Raw genomic sequence first — 14,187 nt, forward strand, 5'->3', positions numbered from 1 at the left:
AGCTTTCTGCTAATTCACAATAAATAGCTCACTCAATTAGCATGGCTGTCTTGTTTGCTTCTTCGCAAAGATGGGTAAATTGTAATCAAGTAGCACCTATATACATATTTAAAATTCAACTTATCTGAAGAGGAAATGGGGGAGTTAGTGTGAAAACAGATGGACGAAGAAAAAGTTCGAATGTCGAAGATCGAAGAGGGCGAAGCGGTGGGGGCGGAGGTGCTATCGCATTAGGCGGTGGCGGTCTTGGTATCGTTGGAATTATATTATTTCTTATTCTAGGTGGTAACCCAGGTGATTTATTGGATAGCAGTTCAGCCGTGCCAGATCAGCCGTACGTAGAGACGGAACAAGATAAAGTGTTGGCCGATTTTGTTTCGGTAGTACTCGCAGATACAGAAGATGTTTGGACAGAATTATTCGCTCAAGAGGGCATTCAGTATGAAAATCCTACCCTTGTACTGTATTCTGGAAAAGTAGATACAGCATGTGGTTTCGGAAGTGCAGCTGCAGGTCCTTTTTACTGTCCTGGTGATCAAAAATTATATATTGATTTATCGTTTTACGATGAATTGCAAGGGTCATTTAAAGCACCTGGAGACTTCGCCATGGCTTATGTAGTGGCACATGAGGTAGGGCATCACGTGCAGACATTGCTTGGTATTTCTGATCAAGTCATGCCGTTGCGACAAAAAATGAGCGAAGAAGAATTTAATAAGTATTTAGTGCGATTTGAATTACAAGCAGACTATTTTGCGGGTGTCTGGGCACATCATGCACAAGGTCAAGGATATTTGGAACAAGGAGATTTGCAAGAGGCGATTACAGCAGCTGGTGCAGTCGGTGATGATACGATTCAAAAGCGTGCAAGAGGATATGTCGTACCTGAAAGTTTCACGCACGGCACAGCTAAGCAACGAACTTATTGGTTCGAACACGGTTTTGAACTAGGAACGATTAATGGTGGAGATACATTTAAACAAACTGAAAAATAAAAAACACGAACATCATTCTGTTAATAGAATGACGTTCGTGTTTTTTATTTTGTTGCTGCAATAGCAGGCTGAACCGCTACAATACCTTCTTTTTCATTGCGTAGTCTTTTAATATCGACCCGAATGAGTAAAGAAATAATAAGCGCGACTACGAATAAGCCGGCAAAGAATAGCAGACTGCTTTCATAACTTCCGGTAGTATCTTTCATCCACGCAGCAAACATCGGTCCGGCCACGCCAGCCGCTGACCAAGCTGTTAGTATGTATCCGTGGATAGCACCAAGTTGTCTCGTTCCAAAAATATCACCAATATATGCAGGAATCGAAGCGAAACCTCCACCGTAGCATGTATAGATCACGGCTAGAATGACTTGGAAAATAATCGCATTCGTTGTGAATGGTAAAATAGCGAACAGAACTAACTGAATGACGAAGAACGTGGTATACGTGTTTGGCCGACCAATATAATCTGATATCGTAGCCCAACCAAGTCTTCCAGCACCGTTAAAGATACCAAGGACACCAACTAATGCGGCTGCTTGAACAGTCGTCATGCCGATACTGTCAATCGCCATAGGTTTTGCAGCAGAAAGAATTGCAATACCACAAGTAACGTTAATGAAAAGCATTAGCCATAAGTAATAAAAACGTTTAGTTTTAACTGCTTGATTTGCTGTTAATTGGGCAAGATCTTCTCTGATTTCTGTTTTACCTGAACGTACTTTTTCAATGAATCCTGGCGGTGCCCATCCTTCTTCAGGCTTCTCAAGATATAAAGAAGAAAGAAGCATGATCAGGAAATACGAAATCCCGAGAATGTAGAAAGTGTTTTGAATTCCAACGTTAACAATCAAATACTCCATAATCGGACTACTGACAGCTGCCGCAAATCCAAAGCCCATGATAGCGAGCCCTGTGGCGAGTCCTCTACGATCTGGGAACCATTTGACGAGTGTTGAAACAGGTGCAATATATCCTACACCTAATCCAATTCCGCCTAGCATTCCGTAAAAGACATAGAGCAATGGTAATGAAGACATACCTACCGCCAATCCTGAACCAGTTACTCCTACACCAAAGAATAAGGCAGCAAGTAGCCCCGCTTTTCTAGGACCGTATTTCTCTACAAAATGGCCTAAAAATGCGGCAGATAAACCAAGAAATAAAATAGCGATACTGAACGTTAACTGAACTTGACTTGTAGTCCAACCAAACTCCTCAATAAGCGGGTTGGTGAAGTTGCTCCAGGCATAAACAGATCCGATGGAAATATGGATACCTACAGCAGATAACGCAATAAGCCATCTGTTCTTCGTTTTTTTCATTCGTAGTCCTCCTTTACATTCATTTTTTCACAATCTGTATTCCAGTGAAAATATTATTAGTCTACAAAGTTCCCTAACTGCTTGTATAAAAGAATATTTGACATGTTACCCAGTTGAAAGATGACAAGAAATGGAACTAAATAAACATAAACTGGAATGCGAGAAAGGATTAAGGAGTATAATATTATCAATTCACAGGATTGTCAATATTACTTTTTCCTGAGGCTGGAAATTTTTTAAGAGATATCCATACAAATTCGTTCGGCGTGTGTGTATACGTTAAATGATTCCCCACGTATGAATCCTACTGTCGTTATTCCTAAATCTTCTGCCAAAGTCAAGGCTAATTCGGTAGGTGCAGACTTGGATAATACAATTTCACATCCAATCTTAGCTACTTTTAGTAAAATTTCAGAGGAGATTCGTCCACTGAAGACAATAATCTTATCGCGAACAGTAATATCGTTCTTCAGACAGTGTCCATAAATTTTATCCAGTGCATTATGCCTTCCGATATCCATTCGTGAAAGCAGTAATTGATCAGGTGCGCACAAAGCAGCATTGTGTACGCCGCCAGTATGACGGAACATATCAGCTTGTTCTTCCATGTCATTCATCAAGGAAAATATTTGCACCGGTGTAAGTTGGACAGAAATTCTATCCATCTTTTTTGCCGTTAGCGCATCACTTGCGAAAATAAATCCTTGTCTACTCATTCCACAACAGGAAGTAATATAACGCTTATTTTGTAACTGCTCAAAGAATGGATACACTTTATCCGTATCGACATGAATAAATCCGTTTTCTAAATCCAAGCGAATGTCTTTAATTTGCTCCCATTTTGGAACGACACCTTCTGAAGCTAGAAAACCTACTGTCATATCCTCGATATATTCCGGTGTACAAACAATCGTAGCGAATTCTTGGTTATTTAGTTTTATTGTAACAGCATATTCTACGGCTACTTGATCTTCTTTTTCAAATACATTTCCATTTTGGAATCGAATAACGGATCGTTGTTGTTGCTGCTCCATAGTCCGGCCTCCTCTCAATCAATCGAACGATCAAATAAAAAAACTGATACGGCAATATCATCATCAATTTTAAAATCGCTAAATAAATGTACAAATTTTGCTTCAACCAATTCTTCCAATCCAGCAGGTGGTTCTTTTTTATAGACTTCTTGAATCATGCTAGTCCGTGCGCGGTGCACCATTTCTTTCCCGTCTTGTGTTCCAGCGATGAACTTTTCCGTCGGAGTCAAATTACCGTAGAGCGTAGAAACTGCCATATTATCAATAAATATAGTATGAATACGTTCTGGGCCTTTGCCAAATAAATCTTTCCGTAGTTTGCGGATAATATCGTTAAATTCATGAACTTTTTTCATGGAATGTCCACCTTTCTATATCACAGAATAATCTAACTATTTGAGAATTGTCATTGTGTTATACGCTTTATTACTTTATACTAAATACACAACAGATGTAAATCTAGTATGTGATTGCTAGAAGTTCATCAACTACATGTAATAGTAAGTATGGATTGGTTCTTTAGCAAGACCTGTTAAGAAACTATTCCACCATAAAAATTTCCGCGATGACGGTTTTTTTATGGTGGATTTTTTATTTTAGAAAGAGGAGGATGCCTGTATGTCTATTTCAATCAATGATAAAATTTTTGACTTCCAACCAGGGGCAACACTCATTCAGATCATCAATGCAAATAAAATAGAGCACCCTCAAATCTGTTATTTGCCTGAAGTTGACCCGATCCAGACATGTGATACGTGCATAGTCGAAGTGAATGGTGAATTAACACGCGCTTGCTCGACACAAGCAGTCGATGGCATGGATGTTAAATTAGCGTCTCCACGTGCAAAAGAAGCACAAACGGAAGCAATGGATCGGATTTTAGAAAACCATTTACTCTATTGTACTGTTTGTGACAACAATAATGGGAACTGTAAAGTACATAATACTGTGGCACTTATGGAAGTGGAAGAACAAAAATATCCGTACGAACCAAAATGTTCAAAAGACGAAGTGGATTTAACTCATCCTTTTTATCGCTACGACCCGAATCAATGTATTGCTTGTGGTCAGTGCGTAGAAGTCTGTCAAAACTTGCAAGTGAACGAGACACTTTCTATCGACTGGGAACGCGACCGACCGATTGTTCTATGGGATGGCGGCGCCAAGATCAATGATTCGTCTTGCGTAGGGTGCGGCCATTGTATTACGGTTTGTCCATGTAATGCTCTGATGGAAAAAACTATGCTTGGAGAAGCAGGGTTTATGACGAAGATGGGCGACGATTTGATGGAGCCTATGGTGGATCTAATAAAGGATGTAGAGCCTGGGTACAGCAGTATTATGGCCATTTCCGATGTTGAAGCAGCGATGCGTGAATCAAAAATTGATAAAACGAAAACAGTATGTACATTCTGTGGAGTTGGCTGTTCATTTGAAGTATGGACGAAAGATCGTACAATATTAAAAATACAACCTGTTTCCGATGCACCGGTCAACCAGATTTCAACGTGTGTCAAGGGAAAATTCGGCTGGGATTTTGTAAATAGTGAAGAACGCATTACCACACCCCTTATTCGTAAAGGGGATGAATTTGTAGAAGCCTCATGGGAAGAAGCATTGGATTTGGTCGCGAAAAACCTTGGCGAGATCCGTGACGAGCATGGAAGTGACGGAATTGGCGTCATATCTTCATCTAAAATTACTAACGAAGAGAATTATGTCATTCAAAAGTTCGCGCGCCAAGTATTCGGTACTAATAACGTAGATAACTGTTCGCGTTATTGCCAATCACCTGCAACGGACGGATTGTTCCGTACAGTAGGAATGGGTGGCGACGCTGGAACTATTAAAGATATTGCTGAAGCAGGCTTAGTTATTATTGTGGGAGCAAACCCTGCAGAAGGACATCCCGTTCTTGCGACACGTGTAAAGCGTGCGCATAAGCTACACGGCCAAAAGTTAATCGTAGCCGATCTTAGAAAGCATGAAATGGCGGAGCGTGCTGATATCTTCATGACACCTCAACAAGGTACTGATCAAGTATGGCTGATGGCAGTCACGAAATATTTAATTGATCAAGGTTGGCATGATCAGCAATTCATTGAAGAAAATGTGCATCATTTCGATGAATTTACTGATGTCTTGAATCGCTATACACTCGAATATGCAGAAAAAGTAACAGGTATTTCAAAAGAAGTTTTGATTCATACTGCAGAAATGATTCGCGATGCTGATGGTACATGTATCTTATGGGGAATGGGTGTTACACAAAATACAGGTGGTTCTGATACATCCGCCGCAATTTCGAATTTATTGCTGGCAACAGGAAATTACCGTCGTCCAGGTGCAGGCGCATATCCTTTACGTGGACACAATAACGTACAAGGTGCATGTGATATGGGAAGCTTACCTGGTTGGTTGCCTGGCTATCAGCATATTACAGACGATGCAGCACGACAGAAATTTGAACAAGCTTATGGTGTAGAAATAGATAACAAACCTGGTCTAGACAATATTCAAATGCTTCATTCGATTGATGAGGGCGTTATGAAAGGTATGTACATTGTAGGAGAAGATATGGCCCTCGTAGATTCCAATGCGAACTATGTTCACGATGTATTATCCAAACTCGACTTCCTAGTTGTACAAGACATTTTCTTCTCACGTACAGCACAGTATGCAAACGTCATTTTGCCTGCAGTGCCGTCCCTTGAAAAAGATGGTACGTTCACCAATACGGAACGTCGCGTCCAACGACTATATAAAGCATTGCCGAATAAAGGAGACTCCCGTCAGGATTGGTGGATCATCCAAGAAGTTGCGAATCGTTTAGGGGCAAACTGGAATTATACGCATCCAGGCGACATTTTTGCTGAGATGACTAGTTTAAGTCCTATGTTCTCAGGCGCTTCTTACGACATGTTGGAAGATTGGGGCAGTTTCCTTTGGGGCAGTCTACAAGGCGAAAGCACACCACTTCTTTATACGGATGGATTTAATTTCGCAGATAAGAAAGCACGCTTTGCATTATCTGATTGGATTGAACCAGTTAAATTCCCTGAAGAATTTGATCTTCATATTAACAATGGGCGAATGTTGGAACATTTCCATGAAGGGAATATGACGAATAAATCTGAAGGAATCCAAGAGAAGGTTCCTAATATATTTGTGGAAGTTTCTCCTGAACTGGCAAAAGAACGCGGGGTAGTAACAGGTACTTATGTAAGGCTGATCTCACCATATGGAGCTGTAAAATTGCCAGCAGTCGTCACAGATAGGGTGCGGAAAAATGAATTGTTCTTACCGATGAACTCAGTTGATAAGGAATCAGCGATTAACTTCTTAACAGGACCGGCTACAGATGAACGCACAAATACTCCGGCGTACAAGCAGACGAAAGTTCGCATGGAAGTGCTTGAAAAACAAGGCGAGAATCCTCTGCCAAAGAGTAATCACCGCGATAAGAAGCGTCATCCGCAAAATGGCGTGGAAGTACAGCGTAAATGGAATCGACCAGGATACGTCCAATTAACAGATCAATAAACAGTGAGGTGAATGTCAATGGCGGCACCAATTACTTCTATTAAAAGAGAAGAACGATCTGAACTAGAAATTCAGCAGGAAAAATTGGCCGAACTGCAGAAACAGATTGCAGAACAGGAAGAGTCTTTGCAGAAGATCATGGAAATTGCAGGAGAACTGCATAAGATTGGCGCGTTAGACGCATTGCAAGCCATGCTTCATTCGAAAGAAAAAATCACGGGTATCGCTTTAGGGCAAGTTTCAAGGGAGCCAGTTACGAATATGTTAAATAATCTGATGGCGGGAGCTGGAGTATTAACCGCATTAGATCCAGTAACTATTCAGCAACTTTCTAAAAGTATACAAAAGGGAGTATCTGAAGCTGAGCAAGGAAATGAAGAAGGACAGAAAACAGGTGTTCTTCAATTGATGAAATCCATCAATGATCCAGATATTAACCGTGCGTTAACATACGGTATGAACTTCCTAAAAGGAATGGGTAAAGGTTTAGAAAATAAATCAGAGTAAGATTTTTGCGAAATAGGCTAAGTTGCTTCATACTGTAATAGAAGAGTTCATGCGTTCCCTAGCCATTCTGGCTGGGGAACTTATTCATTAAGCAACTTTATATGTAGGAGATGAAAAAATGTCAACCCAAAGTAAAATTACAACACATTTAGTAGAACAATCCGCAGCATTAAAAAATATCGGCAGACTGTTAGTGAAATGCTCCGATAAACCAGGAATTGTATCTGCTGTTTCAACATTTTTGTTGAAACATAAAGCAAATATCGTAGAGTCTAGCCAATATTCAACCGATCCTGAAGGCGGCATGTTCTATCTGCGTATCGAATTCCACTTAGATAATTTATTGGATAAAAAAGAAGAATTTGAAGCAGATTTTAAGAAAATCGCAAATCAGCACGAGCTCGACTACAGCTTTTCCTATGCAGTGGAACTAAAGCGCACCGCTATTTTCGTATCAAAAGAACCTTACTGCTTAATGGAGTTGCTGTGGGAATGGTACAATGGCGATTTGAATACGGACATCGTTGTTGTCATTAGTAATCATGAAGATGCACGCGCTATGGTCGAGTCATATGGAATTCCGTTCCACTACATTCCAGCGAATAAAGATATTCGCAAAGATGTTGAGCGGCAGCAAGTACAGCTGATGGAAGAATACAAAGTAGATGTTTTGGTACTAGCACGATATATGCAAATTCTAACTCCAGAGTTTGTCAGTCACTTCCCGAATCAAATCATCAATATTCACCATTCATTCTTACCAGCATTTATCGGCGCGCGACCTTACGAGAGAGCCTTTGGACGTGGTGTGAAATTAATCGGTGCAACTTCTCACTATGTGACGAATGATTTGGACGAAGGTCCAATCATTGAGCAAGACATCGAGCGTGTAGATCACCGTGATGATATCGTGCAATTGAAGAAGATTGGCCGTACAATTGAGCGACGTGTGCTGGCGCGTGCAGTGAAGTGGCATCTTGAAGATCGAGTGATAGTAGAGAATAATAAAACCATTGTCTTCCAATAAAAGACACGAAACCGCCACTCAAATGAGTGGCGGTTTTTTTAATGTATGGGTGACTTGAAAGTCGCTCCATGCGTTTCCTGTGTATTCATAATGGTCAGGAATGCGGAAGGGTCTATATCGGTAGTGATTTGCTTCAGCTTTGATATCTCTAGCCTAGTCACTACGACATAGATGACATCTTTTTCATTATCTGTATAGCCACCACGACCGTGCAACTTCGTGATGCTACGACCAAGTCGGAGACGAATCGCTTCCCCAAGTTCTTCATATTCATCCGAGATAATAAAGACCGCTTTCGTTTCATCCAGCCCTTGTATGACAATGTCGATCGCTTTAGAAGCGATATAATATGTAATGATTGAATACATAGCTTTTTCTGGTCCAAGAACAAAGCCAGCCCAACCGAAGATGAAGAGGTTGAAGAACATGACGAATTCTCCGACACTGTATGGAATCTTTTTAGTCAGTAGAATTCCAAGAATCTCCGTTCCATCCAACGCACCGCCATTACGTATAATGGTTCCGACACCCGCACCTAGTAATAAACCTCCAAAAACTGTCGCAAGTAAAGAATCGGTAACGAAAGGACCTACATTTTTAAGTGGAAACTCTACAATTGCCAGTAACGCGATCGCATAAGATGAAGAGATAAAGAAGTTTTTCCCGATATGTTTATAGCCAAAAAACAAGAACGGTAAATTCAGAATTAATATTAAAATCCCGAATGGAATACCGGTAATGAAGTTTAATATAAGAGCAATTCCAATAATGCCCCCATCTATTACAGAGTTAGGAATTAAAAATAAGTCTAGTGCTATTGCCGTGACCACAACACCAATCGAAATGAATAAATAGCGTCTGAGTAAATGACCTACTGTTTCTTTTTTATGTTGTTTTCTCATGAAATGCCTCTTTTCCAAAACTGTTACTTTCTATCTTAACGGAATATAAAGAAAGAAAGTAGTGTAAATATTAGGTTTTATATTTTTCTCCAAAGTACGTGATGAATGTTTTACACTTCGTGGACATAAGATAATACATCATAGCCTAATTGGAGGAGATATGTTGGATATTATTCGTCAGTTGCATAATTATCGCAAAGAAGAAAATCAGTTAAAATGGGAAGGTACATTCCTAGAGTATTTAAATTTAATAAAAGAGCGTAAAGAAGTGGCACAAACTGCTCATTCCCGTATTTATGAAATGATAAAAAGTGCAGGTATTGAAAAGAAGGACGGCAAGAAAGTCTATAATTTCTTTGATCAAGAGTTATATGGTTTAGAAGAGTCCATCGAACGATTAGTAGAAGAGTATTTTCATCCGGCAGCAAAGCGTTTAGATGTTAAAAAACGCGTATTGTTACTAATGGGACCTGTCAGTGGTGGTAAATCTACTATCGTTTCGATGTTAAAACGCGGACTCGAAGCCTTTTCACGTACAGACGAAGGGGCGGTATATGCTATCAAAGGATGTCCAATGCATGAGGATCCATTGCATTTGATTCCCGAATCTTTAAGGAAGTCATTCTTTGAAGAATATGGTATACGAATTGAAGGTAGTTTATCGCCTCTGAATCAATTGCGTGTTGACGAAGAATTTGGAGGTAAGATTGAAAATGTGATAGTAGAACGTATCTTATTTTCAGAGGATCGTCGAGTAGGAATTGGAACATTCACACCTTCCGATCCAAAGTCACAGGATATTGCCGATTTGACTGGGAGCATAGACTTCTCGACTATTGCTGAATTTGGTTCCGAATCGGATCCGCGTGCATATCGATTTGATGGGGAATTGAATATAGCAAATCGTGGCATGATGGAATTCCAAGAAATGCTGAAGCTTGATGAAAAGTTTCTTTGGCATTTATTGTCCTTAACCCAGGAAGGGAATTTCAAGGCAGGCCGCTTTGCGCTGATTAGTGCAGATGAACTAATTGTCGCACATACGAATGAGACGGAATATCGTTCATTCATCAGCAATAAAAAGAACGAAGCGCTTCACTCTAGAATGATTGTCATTCCAGTTCCGTACAATCTGAAAGTGAGTGCTGAAGAAAAAATCTATGAAAAAATGATACGTGATAGTGATATAGCTCACGTGCACATCGCACCACATGCGCTGCGCGTAGCTGCTATTTTTTCTGTTCTTACGCGTTTGAAAGCATCGAAGAAACAAGGTATTGATCGTTTGAAAAAGCTACGTTTGTATGATGGTCAGAATGTCGAAGGCTTCAACGATGCAGACGCAGAAGAACTAAAGAACGAATTTATCGATGAAGGTATGGACGGAATTGATCCACGCTACGTCATCAACCGTATTTCTTCTGCTATCATTCGAAAAGAAGTCCCTAGCATTAACGCGCTGGATGTATTGCGTTCATTAAAAGACGGCTTTGATCAGCATGCCTCTATTTCGTCCGAGGATCGTGACACCTATATGAACTATATTTCTATGGCGCGTAAAGAGTATGATGAAATTGCGAAAAAAGAAGTCCAGAAAGCTTTCGTGTATTCCTATGAAGAGTCCGCTAAAACATTGATGGATAATTATTTGGATAACGTCGAAGCATATTGCAATAAAAACAAATTACGCGATCCACTTACAGGTGAAGAAATTAATCCAGATGAAAAGTTGATGCGTTCCCTAGAAGAGCAAATAGGTATTTCGGAGAATGCAAAAAAAGCATTCAGAGAAGAGATTTTAATCCGTATCTCCGCATACGCGAGGAAACACCAGCGCTTTGATTATCGCTCCCACGATCGCTTGCGTGAAGCAATTCAGAAAAAGCTTTTCGCTGATCTAAAGGACGTTGTGAAGATCACTACGACTTCTGCCACACCAGATGAAACGCAGCTGAAGAAAATGAATGAAGTAGTAGCGCGTTTAGTAGATGAACACGGCTACAACTCCGTCTCGGCAAATGAACTGTTGCGGTACGTGGGAAGTTTATTGAATAGATAAGTACGTTTGTAATTCCTACCTATACGATATTGTCAGCCTATGTAATGTGAAACGAGAGACCTCAATTCAAGAGGTCTCTTTTATTTTGTCAATATTCAAATGGCCACCGCATATGATAAGGAAACAAATTGTTCGAGAGATAGGCGGGGATACGAGTGGAAGAAAATCAGAAAAGTCGATTCGTTGTCACTGAAGAAAATTGGTCTCTCCATCGCAAAGGTCACCAGGATCAGCAACGCCATCTGGATAAAATAAACGAAGTATTAAAAAGTAATCTACCTGACTTAATCAGTGAAGAGAACATTATCCTTTCAAACGGAAATGACATGGTGAAAATACCGATTCGCTCATTGGATGAATTTAAAATTAGATACAACCATGATAAGTCCAAGCACGTTGGCCAAGGTAAAGGGGATAGTGCAGTAGGAGATGTCGTAGCACAAGGAGAAAAACAAGCACAACCTGGCGATGGGAAAGAAGCTGGTGATCAGCCAGGCGAAGATATCTATGAAACCGAAGTTTCGATTGAAGAATTAGAAGAGATGTTCTTTAAAGAGCTGGAATTACCAGACTTGGAACAAAAAGAACAGTCTGTCACAACCATTGAAGATATCGATTTCACGGATATTCGTAAAAAAGGTTTAATCGGAAATATTGATAAAAAAAGAACATTATTATCGGCTATTAAACGTAATGCAATGAATGGAAAAGCAGAAGTTGCACCGATTTTGGAAGATGATCTACGATTTAAAACATGGAATCCCGTGGAAAAACCACAATCTAAAGCGGTAGTCATTGCCATGATGGATACTAGTGGTTCAATGGGGAAATTTGAGAAATATATGGCACGTAGTTTCTTTTTTTGGATGACGAAGTTTTTACGGACAAAGTATGAAACTGTAGAAATCGAATTCATTGCGCATCATACAGAAGCGAAGGTAGTGACAGAAGAAAACTTTTTTAATAAAGGAGAAAGTGGCGGTACGAGATGTTCATCTGCCTATAGTAAAGCACTGGAAGTCATCAGGGAGTCTTATCCCCCTGCAAGTTATAATATATACTCCGTGCATTTTTCAGATGGGGAGAATATGACGAGTGATAATAAGAAGTGTCTGGAACACGTGGATGAATTATTAGCAATATCCAATATGTTCGGCTACGCAGAGGTCAATGAACATCGAAGAATGTCCACATTAATGTCTGCGTATAAATCCATTGAACATCCTAAATTTAATTACTATATTTTACAGAAAAACCGTGACGTTTACTATGCACTTAAGAAGTTTTTCGAAAAGCGAACGGAGGGATTACGCTGACCGATCAACAGGCACTATATTATGCAATTGATGAAATCACGGAGATTGCCAGTGGTTTTGGACTTGACTTTTACCCGATGCGCTACGAAATCTGCCCGGCAGATATACTATATACATTTGGCGCTTACGGAATGCCAACACGTTTCACACATTGGAGTTTCGGTAAGCAATTCCATAAGATGAAATTGCAGTATGACATTGGTTTGAGCAAGATCTATGAGTTAGTTATTAATTCAAATCCATGTTATGCATTCTTATTAAATACGAATAGTTTAATTCAAAATAAATTGATCATCGCGCACGTATTAGCACATTGTGATTTTTTTAAGAATAATATCTATTTCTCAAAGACGCGTAAAGACATGGTCGAAAGTATGTCAGCTACAGCGGAACGGATTGCAGACTACGAGGTACGCTATGGTAAGAAACGTGTAGAGACATTTCTTGATGCGGTATTAGCCATTCAAGAACACGTTGACCCTAGTATTATGCGCGACATTATTCCGTCTCCTTCAATTGTGAAACCGCCCCGAAGGTCTGTTTATGAAGATTTATGGGGTCTGGATCAACGAACTATTCCTGGTCAGCAAGCAATTGAGATGCATAAAAAGAATCCGAAAGAACAACAAAAAGATATTTTATTATTTATACTTGAAAATAGTCGCAATCTTACAGAATGGCAAGCAGATATCCTAACCATGTTAAGAGAAGAAATGCTCTATTTCTGGCCACAATTAGAAACGAAAATCATGAATGAAGGCTGGGCATCTTATTGGCATCAAACAATCCTGCGCCAAATGGATTTAACACCATCCGAGACCATCGAATTTGCAAAACTGAACGCAAGTGTACTGCAACCTTCTAAGACCTCGATCAATCCATACTATCTAGGTGTTAAAATGTATGAAGACATTGAAAAGCGCTACGATCTATTGGCTAAAGAAGCTAATGCACGTGGTGAGGAGGCGATGTCAGGACGCGAAAAAATATTTGAAGCACGTGAAATAGAAAATGACACATCATTCATTCGTAATTACTTGACCGATGACCTAATCAAACAAGAAGATTTATACGTTTTCCAAAAGGAGGATAATCAATACAAAGTCTCTGATAAACAGACTGAAGCTGTCCGGAATCAACTAATTGGACAACGGGTGAATGGCGGATTCCCCTATATAGTAGTTGAAGACGGTGATTATATGAGGAATGGCGAGCTCTACCTAGTTCATCGATACGAAGAAACAGAACTGGATCTACCTTATTTAGAGCACGTCCTGCCACATATCCATCAACTCTGGGGGCGCATCGTGCACATTGAGACTATACTTGAAAATAAACCTCTTGTTTTTTCATACGATGGTCACAAAGTGTTTAGAAGAAGTAAATAACGGAAAGAGTAAGGCCAATAGCTTATTTTAAGGCTGAAGACAACTCCAGTAATATGGAGATTGCCTTCAGTTTTTTATTTTGCTACTTTTC

General features: G+C 39.9%; 11 protein-coding genes. 7 read left to right on the top strand and 4 right to left on the bottom strand.

What is annotated here, in order from left to right:
* The first annotated feature begins 149 nt into the window (after positions 1 to 149).
* Positions 150 to 995 (top strand): KPN_02809 family neutral zinc metallopeptidase, encoded by an 846-nt coding sequence (ypfJ, locus tag CSV76_RS01440; protein ID WP_099624542.1) that lies wholly within the window; start codon positions 150 to 152, stop codon positions 993 to 995.
* Between the two features lie 44 nt (positions 996 to 1,039).
* Here the strand turns inward: ypfJ and CSV76_RS01445 are convergent, their stop codons facing one another.
* The 3 genes from CSV76_RS01445 to CSV76_RS01455 all read right to left on the bottom strand — a co-directional run bounded on the left by CSV76_RS01445 (position 1,040) and on the right by CSV76_RS01455 (position 3,710).
* Positions 1,040 to 2,320 (bottom strand): L-lactate MFS transporter, encoded by a 1,281-nt coding sequence (locus CSV76_RS01445; RefSeq protein ID WP_099624543.1) that lies wholly within the window; start codon positions 2,318 to 2,320, stop codon positions 1,040 to 1,042.
* 236 nt (positions 2,321 to 2,556) lie between these two features.
* Positions 2,557 to 3,354, bottom strand: a complete 798-nt coding sequence (gene fdhD, locus CSV76_RS01450) for a formate dehydrogenase accessory sulfurtransferase FdhD (RefSeq protein WP_099624544.1) — start codon at positions 3,352 to 3,354, stop codon at positions 2,557 to 2,559.
* A gap of 14 nt (positions 3,355 to 3,368) precedes the next feature.
* Positions 3,369 to 3,710, bottom strand: a complete 342-nt coding sequence (locus tag CSV76_RS01455) for a Na-translocating system protein MpsC family protein (RefSeq protein ID WP_085428734.1) — start codon at positions 3,708 to 3,710, stop codon at positions 3,369 to 3,371.
* Positions 3,711 to 3,972: 262 nt separating this feature from the next.
* On the opposite strand from CSV76_RS01455, the gene fdhF reads away from it, so the two are divergent.
* The 3 genes from fdhF to purU all read left to right on the top strand — a co-directional run bounded on the left by fdhF (position 3,973) and on the right by purU (position 8,431).
* Entirely contained in the window at positions 3,973 to 6,897 is a 2,925-nt protein-coding gene (fdhF, locus tag CSV76_RS01460) for a formate dehydrogenase subunit alpha (RefSeq protein WP_099624545.1), read from the top strand.
* Positions 6,898 to 6,915: 18 nt separating this feature from the next.
* Positions 6,916 to 7,404: a helical membrane plugin domain-containing protein gene (locus tag CSV76_RS01465; RefSeq protein WP_233204380.1), complete on the top strand. Its 489-nt coding sequence runs from the start codon at positions 6,916 to 6,918 to the stop codon at positions 7,402 to 7,404.
* 118 nt (positions 7,405 to 7,522) lie between these two features.
* Positions 7,523 to 8,431, top strand: a complete 909-nt coding sequence (gene purU, locus CSV76_RS01470) for a formyltetrahydrofolate deformylase (RefSeq protein WP_099624547.1) — start codon at positions 7,523 to 7,525, stop codon at positions 8,429 to 8,431.
* A 38-nt stretch (positions 8,432 to 8,469) separates the two neighbouring features.
* Here the strand turns inward: purU and CSV76_RS01475 are convergent, their stop codons facing one another.
* A complete protein-coding gene (locus CSV76_RS01475; protein ID WP_099624548.1) occupies positions 8,470 to 9,333 on the bottom strand; it encodes a YitT family protein in 864 nt (287 codons plus the stop codon).
* 160 nt (positions 9,334 to 9,493) lie between these two features.
* On the opposite strand from CSV76_RS01475, the gene CSV76_RS01480 reads away from it, so the two are divergent.
* The 3 genes from CSV76_RS01480 (at position 9,494) to CSV76_RS01490 (ending at position 14,096) form a co-directional block, all read left to right on the top strand.
* Entirely contained in the window at positions 9,494 to 11,392 is a 1,899-nt protein-coding gene (locus tag CSV76_RS01480) for a PrkA family serine protein kinase (protein ID WP_369823264.1), read from the top strand.
* Between the two features lie 155 nt (positions 11,393 to 11,547).
* Positions 11,548 to 12,708: a sporulation protein YhbH gene (yhbH, locus tag CSV76_RS01485; protein ID WP_085428740.1), complete on the top strand. Its 1,161-nt coding sequence runs from the start codon at positions 11,548 to 11,550 to the stop codon at positions 12,706 to 12,708.
* Positions 12,705 to 14,096, top strand: coding sequence for a SpoVR family protein (locus CSV76_RS01490; RefSeq protein ID WP_369823271.1), 1,392 nt, complete (start codon positions 12,705 to 12,707; stop codon positions 14,094 to 14,096). Before yhbH ends, CSV76_RS01490 begins: the two co-directional genes overlap by 4 nt.
* Positions 14,097 to 14,187: the final 91 nt, after the last annotated feature.

The sequence above is a fragment of the Sporosarcina sp. P17b genome, assembly GCF_002743115.1.
In the GTDB taxonomy this organism is placed as follows: domain Bacteria; phylum Bacillota; class Bacilli; order Bacillales_A; family Planococcaceae; genus Sporosarcina; species Sporosarcina ureae_C.